Origin of the sequence: Streptomyces sp. NPDC050732, from assembly GCF_040654255.1 — a bacterium.
Lineage (GTDB): Bacteria > Actinomycetota > Actinomycetes > Streptomycetales > Streptomycetaceae > Streptomyces.
This window is the reverse complement of the sequence record NZ_JBFAHP010000003.1, coordinates 192,253-213,810: the sequence shown is the minus strand read 5'-3', so window position 1 is coordinate 213,810 and position 21,558 is coordinate 192,253. Positions and strand designations below refer to the sequence as shown.

Below are 21,558 nucleotides of genomic sequence, written 5' to 3'. Positions count from 1 at the left end.
GAGGGAATGGTGGAGCACACGGACTCTGCCGATGACGACGGCTCACCGTGAACGGGTGGAGGGTCAGCCCTTCCTTCCCATTTTTCCACCGGCACCGAGGACCCCTGACACCGCCTCGCCCAAGCTGCCTCCGCCGCCCTTTTCCCGTTCCGCGGCATTGTTTGTCATGTTGGCGTGGATTTCTTTTTCCGGTTGGCCTTCGCTGTCGTAGGCTTCTTTCGCATCGGCCTGTTTGCGGTTCCACCATTCGCTGACATTCTGGTCGGCGTCCGCCAGGCCCGATTTCTTGTCCTTGAGCAGGCCGTCTACGCGCAGGGCTTCCTTCTCCGCTGCGGCTCCCGCCTCCCGGGCCTTCGCGCTGGCGGCCTTGATTCGGTCGGCGTCGCCCGATTCCAGTGCGTCGGCCACTTCCTGCACAGCCTTCTGTACCGCATTGATGGCAGCGGAAAGGGCGTCTTCCTCCCGTCGGACTGTTTCCTTGTCCTCGAAGGGCTCCGCCATGTCGTTCAACGACCCGAGGACCGTCCCCCGAGACATGCCTTTTTGCAGGCCAGCGGTCGACCAGTCGATTTGGGGGATTCGGGGCAGCGCCGTCATGACTACCTCGTCAGCCGCGTCCCGGTCGCCTCTGTCGGCCGCGTCGGCCGCCTTTCGGGCGTTCGAGGCAGCAGTGAGCGCGTCGTTGACGCTGTTCTTGAGGGGCATGGTCTGGTTCTCCTTCGGCCTGGGTCTCACACGGTTTCCAGGCTGGACCTCCTTTCTGTGGGGTGCGACTCCAGGAAGCCCACGCACGGGCCAAGTGGATGCCGTCGGGGGGCGGGTGGTGGCAGCCTCGACGCCGCTGCCGCGGATGCCGCGGAAGGCGCGGAAGGCGCGGAAGGCGCGGAAGGCGCGGACGACGGCAATGTCGCTCTGGGGGACCAGGCGGCAGGGGTGAGGCCCTCCAGGATGGCCTTGAGTTCGGCGACGCCGGTGCCGCGAGGAACGCGATCAGGTCGTGGTGCTGTAGGCGGTGCCGCGAATTTCGTACCGGCCGCTGCTGTGCGTGATGACTCTCCAACTTTCGCTCACTTGACCACGGCGCCCGCCCGTCGGCCGGCCGGGAACTCAATTGCCCCGGCCGGCTTTCAAGGGGGGCCGCTCCAGGGCGGGCAGAAGCTCATACTGCCCGTCCGTCGGCGGTTCGTGGGAGCGGGGTTCAGCAGGTGGTGCAGTCCGCGTTGCAGGCCGGGTCCTTCGGCGGCTTCGGGGGAACGACCTGGACGGGGTTGAGGTCACAGGGCTGGTCGCCGGGGTTCTCGCTGGGACGGAAGCAACCGCCGTTGGCGCCCGGGTTCTTACCCATGGGAGCGAGGTAGAGGTCCGGATGCAGGGCGGGAACCAGCAGCTGGCTCCACTGGTCGAACACCTCGACCGTCCACATCTGGGCACGAGCCTCCTTGGTCGTCGCGTCCGCGGCCTGCGGCTTGGCGAACTGGATGCCGTCTCGCGGGTTGTCCTTGTTGATGCCCATGGCCAGTCCGGAGCTGTAGTTCTTGATCTGGTAGAGGGCGTTGCCGGCCTTGTCGACCTGGATGACCTGGAAGACCCACAGAGCCGCCTTGTCCGGCTTGGCCGGGTCAAAGGCGTCACCGACCAGCTGGAGATCGCCGCCCTGCTTGAAGTGGCTGCCGCTGTGCTTGTGCACGATCAGCATCGGGTTGCCCGCACAGGCCGAGCGGACGATGCTGTTGATGGGGTTGTAGTACATGACTGTCCTCTTTGCGGTGGCCGGGGCGGCTTGGCCGTTCCCGGCGATGACGGGACCGCCCCGCTGGGCGGTCCCCGGTTGCCGGAATGTTTGCCGGACACCGGCCGGGTACGCGGCTGCGAGAGGAAGACGGGACAGTGTGGCCCAAGAGGCCCGCCGCACAGGGGGGTTAGTGACGCGGATACGGCGGGCCTGCCTGGACACACCCTGGTGAGCTGAGGCCGGCCAGTCGACGTCCAGACCACGGGCACCAGGTGGTGCCGATATGCTCATCCGTCGCGCGGAGGGAGCCGCCGCCAAAGCCATTTCGACGACCGCGGGCGCCTATTCACTGCGGATGAAGGGGACGACGCCGGACACGCTCAGCGGGCTCAACACGCTCGACATGGTGTTCACCACCGCAGGTACGTGCGCGGGCACGATGGGCAGGTCCCAGGCGGGTTCGATGCAGCTGGTCATCACTGACGACACGGTCTACAGGAAGTACGACGAAGCGATCCTGCGCGCCGTGGGTACCGAGTTCTGCGACCTCGACCTTCAGATGGCCGCATACGAGGACGCCGACACCTCCACGGCGCACAGGGATGCCAAGCCATGGTTGACGGCACTCCCGCGCTCAAGCTGTCCGGCGTCGACGGCAAAGACGAGTACACCCTGTACGTCGCCACGGAAGGCAAGCCCTACCTTTTGAAGGTGGTGCAGAAGTCCGGCGGGGGGAAGCCAGAAGCACTCACCCTCAGCGACTTCGACAAGCCCGTGAAGGCCGGGCCGCCCACCGGTGACATCCTCAACCTGGACCGTGCCCCGCGCTGATTGACAACTGGCTCACCAGAGTGTTGCCAGAACGGTGAACACGGTCAGTTTCACTTCGGGTCGCACGCGCTGCCGGCCGCCCCACCCCGTTGCCGCGGTAAGGCACCGCATTGACGCAGTGCACGGCGTCGTAAACCGGGCACGGATACAGCGATGTGTCGTCACCGATCGGAGGACCATGTCGCACGATGAGAAGGACAGTCCCGCCGCTCTGCTGCCCCTGCTGCGCACTTGCGTCGACCGGTTGCTCGCGACGGCGGGCGCGCTGTCGGATCAGGACGTACGGGGGCCCTCCCTGCTGCCCGGTTGGAGCCGGGGGCATGTCCTGACCCACCTTGCCCGCAGCGCCGACTCGCGTACCCGGTTGCTCACCGCCGCCCGTACGGGAGTCGACCTGCCGCAATACGCCGACGAGAAGGAGCGGGAGCGGGAGATCGAGGAGGGTGCCGGACGGTCTGCCCGTGCGCTCCTCGACGACATGGACACCGCGCTGCGCCGTTTTCTCTCCGCGGCCGACGCTCACCCGCCGAACGCCTGGGACGTGCCGGTGCGCTGGCTGGGGGGCGGTCTCCGGCCGGTGCGCGGGGCCGTCGCCAGCATGCTGCGCGAGGTCGAGGTGCACCACAGCGACCTGGACACCGGACACCGTCCGGTCCACTGGCCCCCCTCCTTCGTCGCCCGTGAACTGGAGGCGACCACCGCGAAACTGCGTAACGATCCCGCCGCTCCGCCCTTGACGCTGTGCGCCGACGAGGACCAGGTCCCGCGGGTGATCGGCGACGGGGCGGGGCCGCGGGTGACGGGTCCGGCGGCTGAGCTGTTGGGCTGGCTCACCGGACGAAGCGACGGGCATGCCTTGAGCGTCGAACCGCGAGGGCCCCTGCCGGCGCTTCCGGACTGGCGCAGTTGACGACCGTCATAGCTCTCGCTCACCGGCTGCGCTCCTGACCTCTGCCGCTGCTCAGGACAGCGGGAGGGGTGCGGGCTCGGTGATGGGCACCACCTCCGGCCGTGCCGCCGCCACGTAGTCGGCGGTGGCCAGCCGCAGGGACCGGTCGAGCCGGGCGGCGTTGAAGAACATCTCCCGCTGCTTCAGCAGTTCGGGGTCGACGAGCAGCGCGAGGGAAGGCTCGAAGGAGAACGGCGGGATCGCGCCGCTGACCGCCCCGGTCAGCTCCTCGGCCACCTCCCGGGCGGCGAACATGGCCTTCACTCCTTGGTAGTGGTTCCGAATCGCCTCGATGTCCACGCGGCTGTTCCCCGGCACGACGGCCAGCACGTAGCGGCCCTTCTTCTTGGTGACTCCGACACGCACGACGACGCACTTGGCCGCTTGGTCCAGGCGGTTGCCCCGCAGTGCGCTGACCGCCTCGGTGTGTCCTTGCGCAGGGTGCTCGATGACGCTGTAGCGGGCGCCGGCGGCGTCCAGCAAATCGATGATGCGCTGGTAGGTGGCGTTCCCGGCGGCCGCTGTCTCTGGTCCCCGCCGTGGGTCACGGCGGGCGTGTGTCCCCGTCATCCCCACGCCACGGCGTGGCTCAGGGTGTCGTCCGTGAAGCCGATGAAGAAGCCCAGCGTCATGCGGGTGGCTCCGTGGACCTCTTCGATCTCGTGGTAGTAGGTCGGGTTGATGAGGTAGATGTCCTGCGTCTGCGGCCGGAAGATGTGCCGTGGCGCGGTCGCGACGACCTCGCTCCGGTAGCCCAGTTCGCCCGGGACCTTCCACCGCTCGTCGCGCGGTTCCCATGGTTTTCTGTACGTGACCAGCTCGCCGCCCCAGTCGCACTCCTGGAGGCAGACGATGCAGCTGAGTTGGCCCACCACGTCGGCCACGGTCCAGGCCGTGCCGGTCGCGTCGCGGGCGATGTGGTCGTTGTGCAGGGGGTTGCGCACGCCATCGGCGTGCAGGCGGATGACGGCCTCGCCGTACGGGCGGCCGTCGGGTCCGCTCGCTGGTTCGAGGGCGGCGAGTTCGAAGGTCCGGCGCAGCGCGGCACGGACGCGGGTGGGCAGGTCGAAGCCGGCGCGGGCCATGTGCTCGTTGGCGCGGGTGGCGATGTCGAAGTAGCCCTGCGGGTCCTGGAGGTGGGCGGCCAGGTAAGGGCCGACGGTGGTCAGGGAACCATTGGTGTAGTTCACGGTCGAGGCGAGGCCCAGCAGATCGAGGGCCTGTCGGCGGGCTGCGTTCAGCTCCTTCTCCCCCACCAGGCCGCGTAGGCGGATGACCGGGGTCTTGCCGGCGATCAGCCAGCGAAGGGGTTCGAGCCCGAGGACGGTGCCGTCCGATATGTCGTAAGTGGCGCGGTCCCAGGTGGTGTCAAGCTGCACGGCGGGAGCTCCTCTCGTACGGGGTGAAGGGCAGTTCGATGACGGTGGCCGGTGCGAGCGTTTCCCAGCGGTCTACGTCGGCGAGCGCGGGGACGGGTTCGGAGGCGATGATCTCGGCCTCCGGCAGGCGGAGTCGGCGGAGTGTGAAGTACTGCTGGTAGGGGGCTTGCGGCGCGGTCCAGTGCACGACGTAGGCCCGTCGGGGGTTGAGCAGAAGGGCGTTGCCACTGGTGCCGCCGGGTGGGATGGCTCGTAACCGTGCCAGGGTCCGGTCGATGTCGAGTTCCTCTTCTCCCCGGGGCAGCAGGTAGTCGAAGTACTCGGCCGAGTCGAAGGCCGACATGTTGAGTCCGAGGCTCTGGTACACGGTGGGCAGGAAGCCGTTGTGCATGAAGTACCAGGGGCCGGAGTCGTCCAGGCGTTCCAGGGGGTGGGTGAAGCGCGGGCCGATCCGGTCCGGCAGGGTGGCGTGCCGGACGTGGACGGCGAGCATGTCGGTGTGCAGGGCGTCCATCCCGGCGTCCTCGCGGCTCTCGGCTAGGGAGCGGTGGTCCCGGTGCGTGGCCAGGGTGCCTGCGGCGGTGCGCCAGACCGCACCCCAGCCGTTGGGGTGGACGCGTGTGGGGACGTCGTCCAGGGCGGTGACGCCGGTGCTCATGCCGAGCGCGGCGTCCAGGACGGCGGTTGGGTCGAAGTGGCCTTGCGCGATGATGAAGCGGCACATGGGTCCTCTCCTTGAGCGGTGGCACAGTCGGTGAGCAGTCGCCGGGCGTCCTCACGCGTCCGTGCCTGGACGATGACGCGGCCCAGGACGACCGCGTGACGTTGCCGGTCGGAGGCGAGGACGGCGGCGTGCGCGGGGTCGAGGGAGGCCTCGTCGGGCACCGGGGCGGCCGGCAGTATGTCCACCGAGGCGCCGGTGCGGGCGAGTCGGGCGGCGTGGTCGAGTTGCGCCGGTCGGGTGCAGGCGAGTTGGCCGAGGAAGGGCCCCTGGTTGTCCGGGGGCGCCTGCAGGTCGGGGATGGATACCGCGCCGAGGTGGACGTCGAGCGCGAGGTCTGCCCAGCGGACGCCGAGGGCGCGTTCGGTGAGGGCCACCAGCCCTCCGCCCGACAGCCGGAAGCCCATCTCGACGAAGTGCAGGCCGCCGTCACGGGCGGCGATCGCGTCGAGGTGGAAGGGCCCGTCGTGGTAGCCGAAGGTTGTCAGGCAGGTCTGCGCGAGGGCTGCCAGGCGCGGGTCGGCCGTGGCCGGCGGCAGCACCAGGTGGCCCGCTTCGCGGAAGCCGCACAGCCCGTCCTCCGGGGCCGGTTCGAGCAGCACCAGCTTCTCGCAGACACTGAGTACGTGGGCGCGGCCGTGCCGGGCGACGCCCTGCACGGAGAACTCCGTGCCGGCCACGTACTCCTCGGTCAGCGTGCCGGTGAAGGCGCCGCCGCCGTAGTTTTCCGTCCGTGCCAGGACGCGCCGGGCGCGGCGCTCGTCCTCGGCGTTCCGGACGAGGTAGACGCCGAGTCCGCCTCCGCCGTCCACGGGTTTCACCACGCGCGGGTAGGGGATGGCGACCTGCGAGTGGTCCTGTCGGGTGAGTGCGTGGCGCGGCTGGCGGACCTGCGGTGCCGATCGGGCCAGTGCCGTGCGTTGGCCGGCCTTGTCCGGCGCGTGGAAGGGCGGCTGGTTTCCGGAGGCGGGGGGCACGGCCAGGGTCGCGGCGGCGTCGAAGGCGGCGGCCGCGTAGCGTTCGAAGCCCGCGAGCAGCACCGCGGGGCGTACGCCTGCGGTGTGCAGCGCGGCCAGGAGACGACGGGGGTCGTGCGGGTGTTCGACGGGGATTTCCTTGTCGAAGGGGGCGCGTCCCAGTTGTCTGCGCCATGCGAGGTAGCCGGGGGTCTCGACGAGTACGGTGGTCAGGCCGCGAGTGGCGGCGCCGACCCGGTAGGGGTCCAGGCCGTCCCGGGTTGCGCCCACCTGCACGAAGGCCGGAGCGGGGGCGGCCATGTCTCAGCGTCCCGACAGGAGTTCGTACACGACCGGTCCGTCCGCGCTGTGCCGCGTGCGTATCCGCTCCTTGTGCGGATCGTCCTGCAGGACGAGGTCCAGCAGTTCACCGGCTTGCGGCTGGTCGCTGGCGTACAGCTGCCGCAGCTGGGGGACCGACAGGCCGCTGATGTCCTCCAGGATCAGGGCCAGTTCGTCCACGGCGGCGTCCGGCCGGCTCGTGGGGGCGGACAGCAGGGCGCGGATCTCCGGCTCCCGGCCGGCCAGTGCCGGGTGTTCGCGCCGCAGGAAGCTGGTCAGGGTCTGGCCGCGGGCCGTGAAGGGGGCGTGGACGAGGCAGACCAGATGTGTGCCGGTGAGCCCGTACGCCTCCTGGGCGAAACGTTCCACCGCCTGCCGTACGGCTGTTCGTCCCGCTGTGCTCGCGTAACGGTCGGCCATGTGGTCGATGAGCCGCTGCGGGAAGTCCTTCTGCCGCATCAGCCGCAACGCGAAGGCCACGTATTCGTCCATGCCGTCGTCATAGGTACGGCCGTAGACGTGCTCACAGGTCAGGCCTCGCAGATGGGCCATGAGAGCGGGGTTGGCGCAGTCGGACTCGGTGAAGCTGAAGGCGAGGTCGTCGAAACGGAACCCGAGGAAGTCCGTGAGCAGGGTCCAGTGGCTGCCGGAGTCGTAACTGGTGTCGTCGAAGATGGAGAAGAAGGACAGGCCTGCGGGTACGTCGGCGTGGACGCCGCGGTCGTCGGTGGGTGTGTCCTTGCCGTGGACGGTCCGGGCGTAGGTGCGGCCGACGGCGTCCAGAGCGCCCAGGACCCGGGGAAAGCCCGACCGCCGCTGGGTGCGCGGGTCGTGGCCGACCTGACGGGCCAGGCGGTTGATCCACACCGCGTAGTCGCGTTGTTCCTCGCGTGAGTCACCGGTGACGATCAGGTCGGCTCCGCGGCCGTGCGCGGCGGCCAGGCCGAAGGAGTTCACCATGGACAGGTTGCATGCGTTGCAGAAGGTGGGACGGGCTTGCGCGGCGGTGCGGTGACCCGTCATCAGGATGTCGGCGCGGCTGCGGGCCGTCACCGCCGGCTCCGGCGGCCGGTCGGGGCGGAACGGATGGATCAGGTCGCCGTCGAGCAGGAGCAGTTCGCACGAGGGGTCGTCGTACATGCCCAGCGCGCGGTAGACCCGGTCGATGTTGTCCATCACGGCACGTGGCATGCCCGGGTGCCGGTTGGTCGCACTGCGCAGGGTGAAGAGGATTCCGTCCCGTTCGGCCAGGACCAGTTGGACCGCGCGGATGAAGGCGAGCGTGTAACTGCTGTCCTTGCCGCCGCCGTAGCCCACCAGGACGGTCCCGCCCGCCGCCGAGTCGTGCTGTTCCAGCGCTCCGCGGAGGCGGTCCGCGGTGGTCTTCGTCGCGGCGCGGTCCTGGTCGGACAGGTGGTCGAGGAGACGGGCGAGGACAGCGGAGCGGCCGGCCGTCGGAGGAGCGGGAGCGGAAGTGGGAGTGTGAGTGGTCAGGGTGTCGTGCAGGGACATGAGGCCTCATCGGGGTCGGAGTCAGGGGGGTTGCCGGAGAGTGGGCGCCGGGTGTGCCGGGTGGGGGTCGCGGTGCTGGTGAAGACGGCGTAGCGCACCTCGCAGGTGCGGCTGCCCGACTCGTCGCCGAACCACAGGTGGTCCGGGGCCGGGAGCATCTCGCTGATCTCCAGCGGTTCGCCCGCGGGCACGCCCGCCGCCATCCGGGCGAGTTGCCCCGCGAGCAGCGGGCTGTCCATGTCGCAGTAGACGGGCTTGGGTTCGCCGGGGCAGCGGACGTAGATGTGGCGTGGCAGGCCGAGCCGCTCCCGCAGCGCCTGCAGGCGGACGAAGGCGTCCGGCTCCTCGGCGGCGGTGGCCGCGGCGACGGCGGCCGGGTCCAGCCGCCACAGTTCGCGCTGGAGCACGACATCGCCGACCCGGACCCGCGGCACATGGGCACGGCCGGCGCCGTGGACGGCGCTGGCGTCGGTGGTCGTGGGAAAACCGAACGGTGCGAAGGGGTTGTGCCGCAGCATCGGCCAGGCCAGCGGCGGGAGGACGAGCCGCAGCCGGGTGCCGTCCGGAGCGGTCAGCCGTAGCCGGCCGTCCGTCAGCTCCACCGACAGCTCCGCCAGCCGCAGCCGCTTGTGCTGTGCCGCGCCGGACCGGTCGTGTGCCTCGATGTCCGGGCCGAGCGGGGTGATGCGGGGGAACGTCTTGTTCAGGTGGCACTGCGTCACGTCGGCGATCACCTCGTCCGGCTCCGCCAGGGCTGCGTACCGCTCCGCCATCTCTTGGCGGTAGCCGGGGAAGGCCTCGTCCACGAAGGGGGCGATGGAGCCGTGGCTCAGGTGGTCGTCCATCGCGTGCAGGTCCCCGATGACGAGCATCGCCTCACCGCGGGCCAGGTGTTCCGGGCTCGCCGCGGCGACCATCAGGTCGGGGTTGCACACGGCCGGCTCGTCGAGTCCATAGCGGTCGAGCAGGGCTGTGACACGGGACCGGTCCACGCGGTGTTCCTGGGCCGTGGAGCCGGCAGGGGGCAGCAGGGCCTCCTCCAGTTCGTCGGCGACGGCGCGCACATGTGCCTCACTGGCGCGGTAGTCACCTTCCAACGCGTCGAGGTCGGCGACGAAGGCGGTGAGGTAGTCGCCGGCCGCCACTCGGGCTCCCGGGCCGAAGCGCCGTTCGAACCACCGGGTCAGCAACTCGCGTTCCAGGCTCAGGCGTCGGCGCGGCCGCAGCAGGAACAGGTCGTAGAGCAGGCCAAGGTCGCCGCTCATGCGGCTGACCAGCGGCTGCCCCAGCACCAGATCGCCCGCGACACCCACGCAGTGCTCGTGGAACACGCTGTTGTCGCTGTAGAAGCCGTGCCGGGGCCGGTGCGACCGCTCACCGGTGATCTCGGTGAACAGCTCCTTGAGGGTGTCCAGTGCCTGCGGCCGTGCGTCGGGGCCGGCCGCCTGAAGGTCGGTGACTGCCTGGGCGAGGAGGGCGCACTGCCGCAGGGCGGGGTGGTCACCGCCCAGGGGCGCCAGGTGTGCGCGCAGCACCCCCAGGGCGTCCTCCTCTCCGTAGGGCAGGTCCGGGCCCTCGACCAGGGCGCCCGCCTTCTGCAAGGCGGTGATGTGCCGTTCGACCTCGTGGCCCGGCCGGCCGGTCAGGGCGGCGAGTTGCCCGATGTTGCGGTCCCCGTCGCACAGGGCGAACAGCCGGGCCGGCTCGGGGCGGAGGACTGTGGGCGGTACTGGGCGGACCGCCCCGCGCACTTCGGTGCTCATGCGCCGCTGGTCGAGGCGGACCAGGTGCACGGTGTCCCCCTTCAGCTGGGCTCCGGGGGCCCGGCGGGGACGTACGAGCAGCCGCACGTCCTCGTACTCACGGCTGAGGGCGGCGGCGACGGCCTCCACTGCCCAGCGGGACAGTTCTGTGTGGCGGTGCAGCGGGACCGGTTTCCACTGCACCCCGTCGCGGGTGGCGTCCAGGCGGGCCGGGGCGAGGGGCCCGAAGTGGCTGGTGGTGTCGTTCTTGGCGCATACGCGCTGCAGGTAGCGCACCAGGGTCATCAGGTTGTTGCGGTCATGTTTGCGCCAGGACGCGGAGCCCGGGTCGGCCCGCCACAGCCAGCGCACCAGACGGGAGTGGGCCGATTCGTTGGAGACCAGCAGCATGTCCCGCAGGGAAGGGGTGTCGCGGAAGAGGTCCAGGACCCGGTTGGCGCCGTTCACGGTCGCGTGGTGGTGGGCCGCCCGGTAGGCGCGTTCGGCGTCGTCACGACGGCGCAATGCCTGGGCGTACCGGTCATGCGTCTGGGCGAAGGGCGGGGACAGGGGCTCCTCTCGCGGTGGATAGGGGCGGCCGCGGCGCAGTGCGCGCAGCAGAGAGCGGTCCGCGGCGCCGGCCGCCTGCCGGTGCAGTTCTTCCGCCTCTCGGGCGAAGGCGTCGACCTCGCCCCGGGCGGCCAGGAGGTGGCGTGCGCGGTCGGCGCAGCCGGAGCCGTCCAGCGCGTGCAGCCAGGAGAAGGGGTAACCCGCCATCCGCAGGACGGCTACGGACGCCGGTTGCCAGGCCAGGGCGGAATGTCCGGTCGTGGGTCGCGCGGCGGTGTCGGGAAGGCCGGCAGTCATGAAGCTCCTCGGATGCTGCGGGTGGGTGCGCCACCGGTGTCAGGACACTGATTCGTGCTTGTCCGCCTGTTCCGACAGCGCGACGCGTCGGGGATCGCGCCGGGCCCACCGGGCCAGGGGGCCGACCGGTGCCGCGCTGAGCAGGAACAGCACCCCGAGCAACACCCACCCGGTCTCCCGCAACCCACTGACCAGGGCGGTGACCAGGGCAGGCCCCAGTGCGGTGGCGCCGGACTCGGTGGCCGCCGTCAGCCCCTGGTACTGCCCCTCGGCTTCCTTGACCATGAAGCCGAGGGACAGCCCCCACCGGGAGGAGACGTAGTACAGCTCGCCGACGATGTGGGCTCCCATTCCCGCCAGGACGATCAGAGTGGCGAGCAGCGGGTGCTCGGTCCAGGCCGCCGCGGCAAAGATCACGCAGCAGGCGGCGAGGGCCAGGGCGGAGATGCGGCTGGCGCGTACGGAGCGCGGGATGTTCACCGCCTGCCGGGTGACGCGCACCTGGAACAGGGCGATCGCGAGAGAGCTCACCGCGACGGCCAGGCCGGCGGTCCACAGTGGGGCGCTGGTCCCTTCCATGATCCACAGTGGCAGTCCGCTGGACAGCAGTGCCCAGCACAGTGCCAGCAGCGATGTGGTGCTCATCAGCGCGAGGTAGGGCAGGTCGCGCAGTACCGCGGTGCCCGAGTGCTGGCGTTCGGCGGGGGTCGGTGCCACCGAGGGGAGCGTCAGTGTCAGTGCGGCGGTGATGAGGAACGTGGCCGCGTTGACCAGGATCGACGCGATGAACACCCAGCGCCGGCCGTCCGCGAGTACCAGCATGGCGACACCGGCGCCTGCGGCGTAGGCGATGTGCTGTACGACGCGTCCCTGTGCCAGGACCCGCAGCCTGTCGTCCTTGTCGAGCAGTTGGTAGACCAGGCTGACCCGCACGCCCACGCCGGAGCTCTGCACCGCGGAGTAGCAGCACGAGACGATGAGGAGGGACCAGAAGTCGCCCGCGAAGATGTAGGCGACCGAGGCCAGTCCGCGCAGCACGATGACGACGACGAGGACCTCCCGCGGGCCGTGCCGGTCAGCTGCGGTGCCGACGGGCACGGCGGCGAGGAAGCCCGCCACACCGCCGATGCCGATGGCCAGGCCCATACTCTCGGCGGGGATGTCCTGCACCCGGGTGAAGAAGATCGCCCAGATGCTGAACCACAGGCCGTCGCCGAAGCCGTTGACGCCCTGTCCGGCCAGTAGCCGCAGGACGATGCCGCGCTTTTTCATCGGTGCTCCATGTCCTTCGTCCCGGTCCTCACGCCGCCACGGCGACGTTCTGCGCGGCTCCGTGCCGTTCCACACTGATCACCCCGTCCTGGCCGTCGTCGAAGTACCGCGCCAGGCAGCCGGCCGGCGCGTCACCGATGACGAACGGCCCCAGCACGGGCGCCACGCGGGACGTGTACACCTCGCCGTCGGGGGCCAGGGTGGACACCGGGTACCGCAGCGACTCGACCCGCTGCTGCGCGATGCTGTCCTGGCGGACGACGGCCTCGCGCACGGCCTGCGCCCAGGAGGCGGCGTCGCTGTCACGGCCCATGATCACCTGCTCCCCCTTCATGCCGGTGGCGCCCTTGAGTAGGAACTCCTCGGGCCGGGCGAGCAGCAGGTCCGCCAGCGGCCAGGTCCTGCCCCGGTAGACCACCTCGCGGTCGCCGGTGACGCGGGTCCAGGGAACGTAGTGGTCCACGAGCCGGCGTTCCTCCTCCGTCATGGCGCGGTGGCCTTCGGAGGCGACTCCCAGGAGCTTCTTGTTGAACAGCAGGGACGACGTCTCGGAGGCGACCAGCTGGCATCCGGCTTTGATGACCTCGCCCACCGGCGAGAAGTCCACGCCCAGTTCGGTCCACTCCTGAACGGTGAAGTGGCGCAGCCCGACGGGGTAGCGCAGTCGGCCGCCAGGTCCGATCACGCCCTCCACCAGGTCCTCGGGTTCGAGGAAGTCCGCCTCGAAGCCCCGCTTGCGCAGGTAGTCCACCTCGACGTCGAAATATCGGGTGCTGCTGACCCCGCGGACCAGGTCGGCCACGCTGCCCTGCAGGACGACCGCGCGCGGCACCCCTTCGGCCCGGCACATGTTGTCGAACATGTCGGCGCGCGCCGTGAAGGGGCGGTAGGCGAACAGGTGCTGGTCGCGGTAGATCGCGTCCACCCAGGTGTCGGCCAGCAGTTGAGTCTGCACCGCGGCGCCCACCCCGCCCCCGGCGTTGTACTCGATGAACTTCACGCCGTCGGCTGTGACGAAGGCATCCGGCCGGGCGATGCACGCGGCGTAGCGCCACTCCCACGCCTCGTCGGAGGTGAACAGGGGGCACTCGGCGGGGTCCACGCCGAGTGCCGCGAGCCGCTCGGCACGGTCGCCGCCGAGGTGGTACGCCACTTTCGTCAGTACGCGCAGCACCTGGGCGGCCGCCGTATGCAGTTCCTCGTAGACCGGACGGGGCAGCAGTACGGGTTGCAGGGGGGCGGCCCTGGGCGGGAAGGGCACGTCGCGCATCCCGTGGAACAACTGTTCACGGACCCCCTGCGCGGAGGAGGCCACGAGGTGGGTTCCGGCCGGCCGCAACGGTGTTCGGGGCATACGGGTTTTCCCTCTCCTGGACACGAGTGGTCAGACGGCGGGGTTCTGCGGGCGCCGGCCCCAGGCCTGGAAGAGCAGCGGATGGACGACCACGGTGCCGGGTTCCGCCAGGTGGCGGCGCAGCTCGGCGATGCGGCGGTCGAGCTCGTCGGAGGTGATCAGTCCACGGTCCACGAGGGAGTTCCGGCACAGCTCGGCCCGCTCCACCAGCAGCGTCTGGTAGGGGTGGTCCGGCTGGAAGACCCGGGCGGAGGCGTCCACCCGCACGTCCACGAGTCCGGCGCCGCGCAGCAGCCGCGGCAGTCGGCGGCCCAGGTGTACGTCCATGCCGTTGAGCCGCCACAGTTCGGAGACGACCTCGACCAGCCGTTCCCATGCCGGATGCGGCGGGTCGCACAGCCGGGTGACCCAGTCGACGTCCTGTACGGCGACGATCCCGCCGGGCCGTGTCAGCGCGATCATCTCTTGCAGGACGGCGTCGGAGTGGGGGACGTTCATCAGCACCAGCCGGGTGTGCACGAAGTCGAAGGTGGCCGGCGGCTCCCCGCTCTTCGCGGCGTCGCCGTGCACGAGCCGGACGTTGTCCAGGCCGCGGTCGGCGGTCTCAAGGCGGGCGCGTTCCACCATCTCCGCCTGCACGTCGAGTCCGACGACGTCGCCGTCCGCTCCGACGCGCTCGGCGAGCAGGTCGACGATGCCCAGCGGACCGCAGCCGACGTCGAGGGCTCGGGCGCCGGGGCCGGGGCCGCACCGCTCCAGCAGTCGCTCGGCCTCCGGGCGGAACAGCTCGCCCTGGAACAGCATGCGGTCCAGTTCGCTGGTGCCGGCACCCATGAGGTACCTGTCTGCCACGGTCACGGGGTGGCTCCTTGGAGTGAGGGTGTGGGGGGCGGCCCGGCCGGCGCGGGGACGGGCAGTGAACGCATTCGGTCCCTCAGCCGCAGCAAGTCGGCGCGCAGCCGGGTCAGGTCGGTCGGGGACCACTGACCGGGCGCGCTCGGCCAGTGGCGGCGCAGCGCGGCCAGTGCGGGTTCCTCCAGCCGGACGGTGCCGTCGGAGCCGACGGCGGTTCCGTCGAGCCGGCCGCGTTCGGTGTTCCAGGCGATCGCCTCGTCGCGTGTCAGGCCGGGCGGCAGCCGCAGGTCGACGCGCCGGTGTCGCACCGTGACCGGGTAGCCACCGGGGAGGCCTGCGGGTCCCGGGAGATGGCCGTGGTGGGTGGGGCCGGCGCCCACCAGGGCGGCCAGCGGTGCGGCGGCCGCCGCGGCGCCGACCTCGTTGAGGTGGGCGCGGTCGCGGCGGCGGAGCGATGTGAGCCGGCGGGTGAGGTCGGTGCTCCCGCCGTCCAGCCAGGCCCGTGCTTCATCGGCGGGGGACGCCGGTGGGTGCAGGTGGGCGTGGTGGGCCAGCAGGTGGAGGGGGCTCTGGTCAACGAGGTCCAGTTGGGCCGCGAGCACCGCGGCGAGGGTCGCCACGTTACCCAGTCCGCAGGTCACCGGGGTGCCGAGGGCGGTGAGCACGGGATTGACGGCGTCCGGGAAGCAGGCGTTGACCAGCAGGGTGTCGGGCGTGGCCCGTCGGCAGGCCTGGCCGTAGCGCAGCACGTGGGTGGCTTGCAGCGGCAGTGTCAGACCGAATCCGGTCTCCGCCAGCAGGGCGGTCCAGGCGGACGGCGCAGTCGTTCGCTCCGCCGGGCTGTGTTCGGAGGTGGAGACGACCAGGGCGTCGGCTCGCACCGTGGCCAAGAGCCGTTCCAGCTCGTCGGGGTGGTGGATGTGCACCTCGTGGGGCGTGCAGGTGACGGGTGCGCCGGCCAGTGCCGCGTGGTCGCGGCCCAGTTCGGCGAGGTCCGCGGCGCGTCGCGCGGCGGAGCTGAGGATGTGCAGGGACAGTGGTTGAGGGTGCCGCGCCAGCGCCCGGACCAGTGCTCCGGCGAATGCCCCGGTGCCCGCGACGGCGATGCTGGGCCGGGTCATGCGCACCCCCGGCTCAGGACGTCGAGGTCGAGGAGGCGCGGTTCGGGCAGTCCGGGGCAGCGCGCGCTGAGGTCCAGGCGCGGCGGCCGCTGGGCGTCTGTGAAGTAGGTGGGTACCAGCTGCCGGCCGCCGGGGCCGTTCTCCCAGCACAGCAGCGGATTGGCCACCAGCAGGTCCCGGACCTGCGGGGTGTCACGACGGATGTACAGGCGGATCTGCTTGTCCGCGAAGTGGTTGGGGGGCAGCACCACGCGGGGGGAGAACTTGCGCTTCCACTGGAAGATGCCCTTGCTGATGAACGCCTCCGTACCGAAGAAGTCCACCTGGGGGACGCCGCGTTCACGGGCCCACCGCAGCAGCAGGTGGTAGACGGCCTTGAACGCCCCGTCCGCGTAGTGCCGTTCGTCGCCGCCCAGGACACCGAGCAGCCGGGTGGTCAATGTGCGGCGGTCCGCGGACCAGTGGCACAGCACGCCGGCCACCCGCTGCCCGTCGGCGGTGGTGACGAACAGCAGGGTGCCGTGCGGGAGGATGGCGTGCTGTGCCGCCTCGGCGCTCTCGCTGCGGCTGCGGTCGCCGTGCCGCCGCTGCATGGTCGGCCGGTGCATGCGCCAGTAGAAGAAGGCGAGGGCTTCCGGTGACGGGTCCTCCTCCAGGCGCCAGCGGTGCGCACGCTGGTTGCGGTTGAACTCCCAGCGTTCGCGCTTGGAGATCTTCCGTTGCAACTCCTGGTCGTCGGCAGGTACGTCGACGACCAGGTGGACGCGGAAGGGAGCGGTGACGGCCGCGGTGCCCGGCAGCCGGCCGATGCGGTTGCTGTCGGCGCCGACCACCATGAGGTCGGCCTGCGGCCAGCTGCCGGTGGTCAGCCGCTGCCAGCTGACGCGCTCTCGCCTGCGCTGCGGTTTCGCGGCAGGTGCGCCGAGCCGGGCCCGTTGGTGTTCCAGGAGTTGCAGGATGTTGGCCTGCCCCTGGGGGAGGCCGAGGTAGGCGATGACGGGTTCCCCGGGCGGGCCGTGGGAGATGGTTGCCGTGACCGACCGGCCGGTGGCGTCGGCCAGTCGGCGCGCGGTGCGCCACCCGGTGTGCGGACTGTTGTTCCAGGTGTAGGCCAGCCGCGAGCGGAGCACCGCGAGATGGCGGGCCCGGCCGTCGGGTGGCGTCGGGGCGGGCACGGTGGCGTGCCGTGCCGAGGGGAGGGCGGTCACGGGTGTCCCCCTGGGGGCAGGAGCGGGCGAGGATCAGGCGGCGGCGGCCGTCCGTACCAGGGCGCGCAGGTCGTCGAACGAGTCGATCGGCTGGAGGCCGTGGGGCCGGGCGGGCAGGAAGTCCGCGGCGCTGTACGAACCGGAGGCGTGCACCAGGACGTCGGGGGCGGTGAGCAGTCCCCGGTCGATGGCGTTGAGTACGCCGGTGAGCGCCATGACGAGGGACCATTCCCGCAGGTCGCGGAGGTCGACGGGGAGGTGCACGCCGTGCGGCGCGAGCATCTCGCGGATTGCCGCGTAGCGCTGCAGGCACTCCGCGAGCGACACGACGATGCCACCGCCGCCCTGCCGGCGGATGATCTCGTTCATCCGGGGCGAGGTGACCGGGGTCCGGGTGTAGAACGTCGGGTCCAGCTGTTCGTCGGGGGCGTAGGCGGTGGACGGGAAGTGCGGGTCCTCGTCCTGGACCACGAGCCCGTCCCGGGCGGTCCAGCGGGGCCGGTAGTCGAACCGGTCGTGGTAGAGGCTGGCGACCATGTCCGGGGTGCCCAGATGCTGGACGAGGAAGTAGCCGGCGCCCTCGGCGGGCCACTCCTGCCCGGTGTGCCACTGCTGCCCGTGGAAGTGGCCGAGCAGCCCGTAGGCGCTGGAGACCGAGTGGGCGTGAACGCGCGGCCGGGTCGGCAGGGCGTCTCGCTCGAACAGGGCCCGCACGGCATCGGCGACCATGTAGTTGCCCAGGTCGAGGGTGTGCCACAGCCGCACCCCGTGGGCGGCGAGCAGGGTGTCGGCCTCCTCGTCGACGACTGCCCGTGCGAGTTGTTTGACCTGGCCGGGGGCCGTGGCGCGCAGCACGGCCACCGGGTTCGCGCGGCGCAGGTCCTCCTCGTGGGCCAGGGGTGAGTCCCAGACCTTGGCGACGGAGGCGGCGGGCACCACGGCGACGATGCGCAGCTCCTCCGGGGAGGCCAGGCCCGTCTCGTGTGCCCGCAGCACGGCGTCGCGCAACGCGGTGGCCTTGTTGGCGCTGGACGGCGTGATGATCATGATCGGTTCGCCGGTGCGCCTGATGTGGGCGACGGCACGGGCGACGATGACCAGGGACGCGAACGTCTTGGTCGTGCGGGTGCGCGGGTTGTGCATCAGGTTCAACAGGCTGATGTCGGTGCCCGCCCGCTGTCCGAGCCGATGGGCGCTCATGGTGGAGGGGGCGAAGAAGTCCACGAGCGCGGGGCCGGGCTCGGGCAGTTCCCAGCGGGGCGCGAACCCCGGGGCGGTCGAGCCGGCGGCGGCCGCCGCGAGGATCTGCCGCAGCTCCGCGTCGTAGCGGGTGAGCACGGCCGGGCAGACGGTCTCGTGCGCGAGTGTGGGGGCCGGGGCCTCGGCGGGACGCGTCGTGGTGGTCATCGGGCGACTCCTTGCAGCACGTCCCCGCGGGTCAGTTCCGCGCTCGGGGCCTCGGCCGGATCCTCCCCGACGGTCACCGGCCGGTTGCGCTGGTCGACGAAGACGATGTGCGGGTGGAGGGACCGTGCCTCGGCCTCGCTCACCATCTGGTAGCCGATGATGATGACGAGATCGCCAGGAGCGATCAGCCGGGCTGCCGCGCCGTTGATGCCGATGACTCCGCTGTCGCGCTCGCCCTCGATGACGTACGTGGTCAGCCGGTTGCCGTTGTTGATGTCGACGATGTCGACCTGCTGGCCGGGAAGCAGGTCGGCAGCTTCCATCAGCGTCCTGTCGATGGTCACCGACCCGACGTAGTGCAGGTCGGCCTGGGTGACGGTGGCACGGTGGATCTTGCTGTGGAACATGGTCCGGAACATGGTGGCCTCTGCAGGAGTCGTCAGTCGGCGATCTGGATGCGGCGCAGGTGTCGGCTGCGGTCGCTGAAGGCGTTGCGCGCGTGCAGCAGGCGCCAGTTGTCCCACACGAGCATGTCCCGCTCCCGGTACTCCACGGCGACATGGTCGCGCTCGAAGGTCTTGTGCCAGCGGACTTGCAGCTCCGCGGCCAGATCCTCGTCGTCACGTATGAGGTTGTTGCAACTGAACCTGACGATGGTGCCCTTGGGGTGTTCCTCCAGGATCGGGTGCTGCGTGTGCAGGTCGAGTCCGAGCCGCTGCACACCCTCGGTGGTCTTCCACTGGTACTCCGTGGTCAGGAAGTGCTGCCTTTCCTGGTCGGACAGCCCCTCCACCAGCGGGCGGGTGTCCATGAGCGTCGTCTCGCCGCCCGGGCCGTTGGCAGGCGTGATGCACCACAGGGCGATGTACCGGGGCGGGGTGATCGCGAAGTCGTAGCCCTCGGAGTGCGGGGTGAGCGGGCGCGTGTTACCGGCGTGGTAGACATCGTCCATGCCCGGTTCTGGCCGTACGTCCCCCACCACGGCGCCCGTGTAGTTGGGGACGAACTCGCCGAGGCCCCGGCAGAAGCGCACGGGCTCGAATTCCTCGGTCACGTTGCACAGGAGCACGTACCCGTGCTCGTCCATGAGTTGCTGGAACGTGCGCTGAAGCAGGTCCTCCTGCAGCGGCTGACCGTTGAAGTCGAGCTGCGACAGGATGCTGACGGGAGAATGCGCCATGAACTCCTCCGTGCCATAAGTGGGTTGTTGACCGTCGACGGCCGGTGGGCGCCTGCTTGCTGCGGGAGCGCCGCGCCTGGGCCGACTGAGGCCCTATTGAGTACTGCGCGCCATGCCGTCGGTGGTTTCTGTGACGTTCGGGCAGGGGTGTGTCGCCTGCACGGCATCGGTTGGGACAGGCGCCGAAAGTTCCGGCGCCTGATATCGATGGGAGGAGACCTTGGCAGAACTCCCCCAAGGCTGAATAGCCCGTCTCTCCCGCAACTTGTGTCCCTAACGGCTTAGTTCAAGCCGAAACCACAGATGTCCGCAGGGTTGTCGCCGGGCCGTAGGGCCAGCTCGGGCAGGGCGCCCCGGCGCCCGTGCCGCCTGCCACCGCCGCAAGGTCGTCCGGAATAAGGTGTTGCAGATGAGCCACTCCGGTGAAGGCTGCGGCACGCGGAGGTGGCTTTCTCGTCTTGTACGAAGGGATCGGCGACGGACGCCGCCCCTGGGCAACGGCGAGGTACGACGCGGCGATCCGGGCCCCGGCGGGCACAAGCGCGTTGTCCTCAGTCAGGCGGCCATACGCGCCCGCTGCAGCCTCCCACCTGATCCGGTCAGGGATCAGGCAAGACCGAGAGGCCGAGAGGACGAACAGGGCAAAGGGCACCGACCGGTACCGGTGACCGTGGTCGGCGCAAGCCTTCGCCGCTTTCTCAGCCGCGGGCCGCGGCGATCTCCGCCGCCCGGAATCCGGCCGCGGTGGCGTCGAGAGCGGTCTCGATGTCGTCGTGGGTCATCGCGGCACTGATGTACCAGTGGTGGTTGGGGTGGAACAAAATCCCACGACGCGTGGTCTCCGTGTAAAAGGCGTCCTGAATCCGGTGCTGCGTCTCCTCATCGGCGTGCCGAAAACGCATGAAGGGCATTTGCGGCACACCCAGCACGTGGGCGTCGAGCCCGGACCCGCCTATCTGGTCGGCCAGGCCGCGCTGCAGGGCCGCGCCGAGTTCCTCGATATGTTTCAGCGCGTCGGAATCACGAAGCCGGGTGATGGTCGCGACGGCCCCGGCCATTTCCGCACCGTTCACGTGGAAGGTCGACCCGATGTGCACTTCGCCGACGGCTCGCATGACCTCCTCGCGCCCCACCACCGCCGAGATGGGGTAGCCATTGGCCATCGCCTTGCTGAAGGTCACGATGTCCGCCTGCACCTCGTACCGCTCCTGCGCACCGCCCAGCGCGACCCGGAAACCGGACCGCATCTCGTCGAGCACGAACAGGGCTCCGTGGCGCCGGGCCAACTCGGCGGCGGCGGCCAGGAAGCCGTCAGCCGGGGGCTCCTCCTCGAACGGCATCATCAGCAGGCAGGCCACCTCGCCGGGATGGCGGCGGAACTCCTGCTCCAGACTGCTCAGGTCGTTGTACGTGAACGTGCTGACCGTCTGCTGAGCGGTCGGGGGCACACCCGCGGGCCGGTTGGCACACCAGTCGTGCCAGCCGTTGTACCCCCAGCGAATCACCCGCTCGCGCCCGGTGTGCGCCCGGCTCAACCGCACCGCCGCGCTCGTGGCGTCCGAACCGCTCTTGAGCAGGAACACCCGATCGGCGTGCGGCACCACCGAGATGAGCAACTCGGCGAGTTCGACTTGGACTTTCTTGCGGAGGGTTATGGCGAATCCGTCGCGTATCTCGCGGATGACCGCCTCGGACACCACCGGATCGGCGTGGCCGAGGATGATGGTGCCGTAAGCCAGAATGAAATCCACATAGCGGTTCCCGTCCACATCCCACACATGAGCGCCGGATGCCCGCTCTCCGTACAGCGGGTATTCGCCGTCCACCAGGCGGTCGCGGGCCAGTACATGGCCCGAGTAGGCCTGGGTGGCATCGACACGCGCCGCCCTTTCCAGCAACTGTCGGGATTCGCTCAAGTTCAGGGGCGGGTTTCGCTTGACCATTGCGTCTCCTCGGTGGGGGGAGGGGTGACATCTGCTCGTAGCTGTAAGGAGCCTGACGGGGTATCGGTCGGCCGCGCACCTGCGGGGCGTCAACCTGCCACCCCTTGGCGTGAACCCGCCACCGCAGCCGCCAGGAGTTCCGGCGAACCTACGCTCGGCTCCAGTTGTGTGACCCACACAGGTCTCC

20 protein-coding genes are annotated in these 21,558 nt (G+C 70.3%); 2 read left to right on the top strand and 18 right to left on the bottom strand.

Annotation, left to right across the window (positions count from 1 at the left end):
• Positions 1–63 precede the first annotated feature (63 nt).
• The 3 genes from AB0H82_RS04395 to AB0H82_RS04385 form a co-directional block, all read right to left on the bottom strand.
• Entirely contained in the window at positions 64–705 is a 642-nt protein-coding gene (locus AB0H82_RS04395) for a hypothetical protein (protein WP_362988648.1), read from the bottom strand.
• 493 nt (positions 706–1,198) lie between these two features.
• A complete protein-coding gene (locus tag AB0H82_RS04390; protein WP_362988646.1) occupies positions 1,199–1,750 on the bottom strand; it encodes a hypothetical protein in 552 nt (183 codons plus the stop codon).
• Positions 1,751–2,074: 324 nt separating this feature from the next.
• Positions 2,075–2,209, bottom strand: a complete 135-nt coding sequence (locus tag AB0H82_RS04385) for a hypothetical protein (protein ID WP_362988644.1) — start codon at positions 2,207–2,209, stop codon at positions 2,075–2,077.
• Positions 2,210–2,344: 135 nt separating this feature from the next.
• On the opposite strand from AB0H82_RS04385, the gene AB0H82_RS04380 reads away from it, so the two are divergent.
• Positions 2,345–2,563, top strand: coding sequence for a hypothetical protein (locus tag AB0H82_RS04380; RefSeq protein ID WP_362988642.1), 219 nt, complete (start codon positions 2,345–2,347; stop codon positions 2,561–2,563).
• Between the two features lie 178 nt (positions 2,564–2,741).
• Positions 2,742–3,473 (top strand): maleylpyruvate isomerase family mycothiol-dependent enzyme, encoded by a 732-nt coding sequence (locus AB0H82_RS04375; protein ID WP_362988641.1) that lies wholly within the window; start codon positions 2,742–2,744, stop codon positions 3,471–3,473.
• A 51-nt stretch (positions 3,474–3,524) separates the two neighbouring features.
• Here the strand turns inward: AB0H82_RS04375 and AB0H82_RS04370 are convergent, their stop codons facing one another.
• The 15 genes from AB0H82_RS04370 to AB0H82_RS04300 form a co-directional block, all read right to left on the bottom strand.
• Positions 3,525–3,995 carry a YbaK/EbsC family protein gene (locus tag AB0H82_RS04370; protein ID WP_362988639.1) on the bottom strand — a complete coding sequence of 157 codons (471 nt, stop codon included), beginning with the start codon at positions 3,993–3,995 and terminating at the stop codon, positions 3,525–3,527.
• Positions 3,996–4,078: 83 nt separating this feature from the next.
• Positions 4,079–4,891 (bottom strand): hypothetical protein, encoded by an 813-nt coding sequence (locus AB0H82_RS04365; protein WP_362988637.1) that lies wholly within the window; start codon positions 4,889–4,891, stop codon positions 4,079–4,081.
• Positions 4,881–5,615 carry a hypothetical protein gene (locus tag AB0H82_RS04360; RefSeq protein ID WP_362988636.1) on the bottom strand — a complete coding sequence of 245 codons (735 nt, stop codon included), beginning with the start codon at positions 5,613–5,615 and terminating at the stop codon, positions 4,881–4,883. The genes AB0H82_RS04365 and AB0H82_RS04360 overlap by 11 nt, the downstream gene beginning before the upstream one ends.
• Entirely contained in the window at positions 5,546–6,889 is a 1,344-nt protein-coding gene (locus AB0H82_RS04355; protein ID WP_362988634.1) for an ATP-grasp domain-containing protein, read from the bottom strand. Before AB0H82_RS04355 ends, AB0H82_RS04360 begins: the two co-directional genes overlap by 70 nt.
• A 3-nt stretch (positions 6,890–6,892) precedes the next feature.
• Positions 6,893–8,422 (bottom strand): PqqD family protein, encoded by a 1,530-nt coding sequence (locus AB0H82_RS04350; protein WP_362988632.1) that lies wholly within the window; start codon positions 8,420–8,422, stop codon positions 6,893–6,895.
• Complete coding sequence (locus AB0H82_RS04345; RefSeq protein WP_362988630.1) at positions 8,401–11,031, bottom strand: lantibiotic dehydratase; 2,631 nt, start codon at positions 11,029–11,031, stop codon at positions 8,401–8,403. Before AB0H82_RS04345 ends, AB0H82_RS04350 begins: the two co-directional genes overlap by 22 nt.
• A gap of 39 nt (positions 11,032–11,070) precedes the next feature.
• Positions 11,071–12,303: an MFS transporter gene (locus tag AB0H82_RS04340; protein WP_362988628.1), complete on the bottom strand. Its 1,233-nt coding sequence runs from the start codon at positions 12,301–12,303 to the stop codon at positions 11,071–11,073.
• A gap of 28 nt (positions 12,304–12,331) precedes the next feature.
• Positions 12,332–13,657, bottom strand: a complete 1,326-nt coding sequence (locus AB0H82_RS04335) for a hypothetical protein (RefSeq protein WP_362988626.1) — start codon at positions 13,655–13,657, stop codon at positions 12,332–12,334.
• Positions 13,658–13,687: 30 nt separating this feature from the next.
• On the bottom strand, positions 13,688–14,515 hold the full coding sequence (locus AB0H82_RS04330; RefSeq protein WP_362988624.1) for a methyltransferase domain-containing protein: 828 nt from the start codon (positions 14,513–14,515) through the stop codon (positions 13,688–13,690).
• Positions 14,512–15,633, bottom strand: a complete 1,122-nt coding sequence (locus tag AB0H82_RS04325) for a hypothetical protein (RefSeq protein WP_362988621.1) — start codon at positions 15,631–15,633, stop codon at positions 14,512–14,514. Before AB0H82_RS04325 ends, AB0H82_RS04330 begins: the two co-directional genes overlap by 4 nt.
• On the bottom strand, positions 15,630–16,841 hold the full coding sequence (locus AB0H82_RS04320) for a GNAT family N-acetyltransferase (RefSeq protein WP_362988619.1): 1,212 nt from the start codon (positions 16,839–16,841) through the stop codon (positions 15,630–15,632). Before AB0H82_RS04320 ends, AB0H82_RS04325 begins: the two co-directional genes overlap by 4 nt.
• Before the next feature lie 33 nt (positions 16,842–16,874).
• Positions 16,875–18,248 carry a DUF6002 family protein gene (locus AB0H82_RS04315; RefSeq protein ID WP_362988617.1) on the bottom strand — a complete coding sequence of 458 codons (1,374 nt, stop codon included), beginning with the start codon at positions 18,246–18,248 and terminating at the stop codon, positions 16,875–16,877.
• Positions 18,245–18,667 carry an aspartate 1-decarboxylase gene (panD, locus tag AB0H82_RS04310; RefSeq protein ID WP_362988615.1) on the bottom strand — a complete coding sequence of 141 codons (423 nt, stop codon included), beginning with the start codon at positions 18,665–18,667 and terminating at the stop codon, positions 18,245–18,247. Before panD ends, AB0H82_RS04315 begins: the two co-directional genes overlap by 4 nt.
• Positions 18,668–18,687: 20 nt before the next feature.
• Complete coding sequence (locus tag AB0H82_RS04305; RefSeq protein ID WP_362988613.1) at positions 18,688–19,428, bottom strand: TauD/TfdA family dioxygenase; 741 nt, start codon at positions 19,426–19,428, stop codon at positions 18,688–18,690.
• 698 nt (positions 19,429–20,126) lie between these two features.
• The gene (locus tag AB0H82_RS04300; RefSeq protein ID WP_362988611.1) at positions 20,127–21,371 is read right to left on the bottom strand and encodes an aminotransferase class III-fold pyridoxal phosphate-dependent enzyme; all 1,245 of its coding nucleotides are present in this window, start codon (positions 21,369–21,371) and stop codon (positions 20,127–20,129) included.
• Between the last annotated feature and the right edge of the window lie 187 nt (positions 21,372–21,558).

Coding starts and splice junctions, on each gene's coding strand:
- AB0H82_RS04395 (WP_362988648.1), bottom strand. CDS start 705: ATGCCCCTCAAGAACAGCGTCAACGACGCGCTCACTGCTGCCTCGAAC.
- AB0H82_RS04390 (WP_362988646.1), bottom strand. CDS start 1,750: ATGTACTACAACCCCATCAACAGCATCGTCCGCTCGGCCTGTGCGGGC.
- AB0H82_RS04385 (WP_362988644.1), bottom strand. CDS start 2,209: ATGACCAGCTGCATCGAACCCGCCTGGGACCTGCCCATCGTGCCCGCG.
- AB0H82_RS04380 (WP_362988642.1), top strand. CDS start 2,345: ATGGTTGACGGCACTCCCGCGCTCAAGCTGTCCGGCGTCGACGGCAAA.
- AB0H82_RS04375 (WP_362988641.1), top strand. CDS start 2,742: ATGTCGCACGATGAGAAGGACAGTCCCGCCGCTCTGCTGCCCCTGCTG.
- AB0H82_RS04360 (WP_362988636.1), bottom strand. CDS start 5,615: ATGTGCCGCTTCATCATCGCGCAAGGCCACTTCGACCCAACCGCCGTC.
- AB0H82_RS04355 (WP_362988634.1), bottom strand. CDS start 6,889: ATGGCCGCCCCCGCTCCGGCCTTCGTGCAGGTGGGCGCAACCCGGGAC.
- AB0H82_RS04350 (WP_362988632.1), bottom strand. CDS start 8,422: ATGTCCCTGCACGACACCCTGACCACTCACACTCCCACTTCCGCTCCC.
- AB0H82_RS04345 (WP_362988630.1), bottom strand. CDS start 11,031: ATGACTGCCGGCCTTCCCGACACCGCCGCGCGACCCACGACCGGACAT.
- AB0H82_RS04340 (WP_362988628.1), bottom strand. CDS start 12,303: ATGAAAAAGCGCGGCATCGTCCTGCGGCTACTGGCCGGACAGGGCGTC.
- AB0H82_RS04335 (WP_362988626.1), bottom strand. CDS start 13,657: ATGCCCCGAACACCGTTGCGGCCGGCCGGAACCCACCTCGTGGCCTCC.
- AB0H82_RS04325 (WP_362988621.1), bottom strand. CDS start 15,633: ATGACCCGGCCCAGCATCGCCGTCGCGGGCACCGGGGCATTCGCCGGA.
- AB0H82_RS04315 (WP_362988617.1), bottom strand. CDS start 18,248: ATGACCACCACGACGCGTCCCGCCGAGGCCCCGGCCCCCACACTCGCG.
- panD (WP_362988615.1), bottom strand. CDS start 18,667: ATGTTCCGGACCATGTTCCACAGCAAGATCCACCGTGCCACCGTCACC.
- AB0H82_RS04305 (WP_362988613.1), bottom strand. CDS start 19,428: ATGGCGCATTCTCCCGTCAGCATCCTGTCGCAGCTCGACTTCAACGGT.
- AB0H82_RS04300 (WP_362988611.1), bottom strand. CDS start 21,371: ATGGTCAAGCGAAACCCGCCCCTGAACTTGAGCGAATCCCGACAGTTG.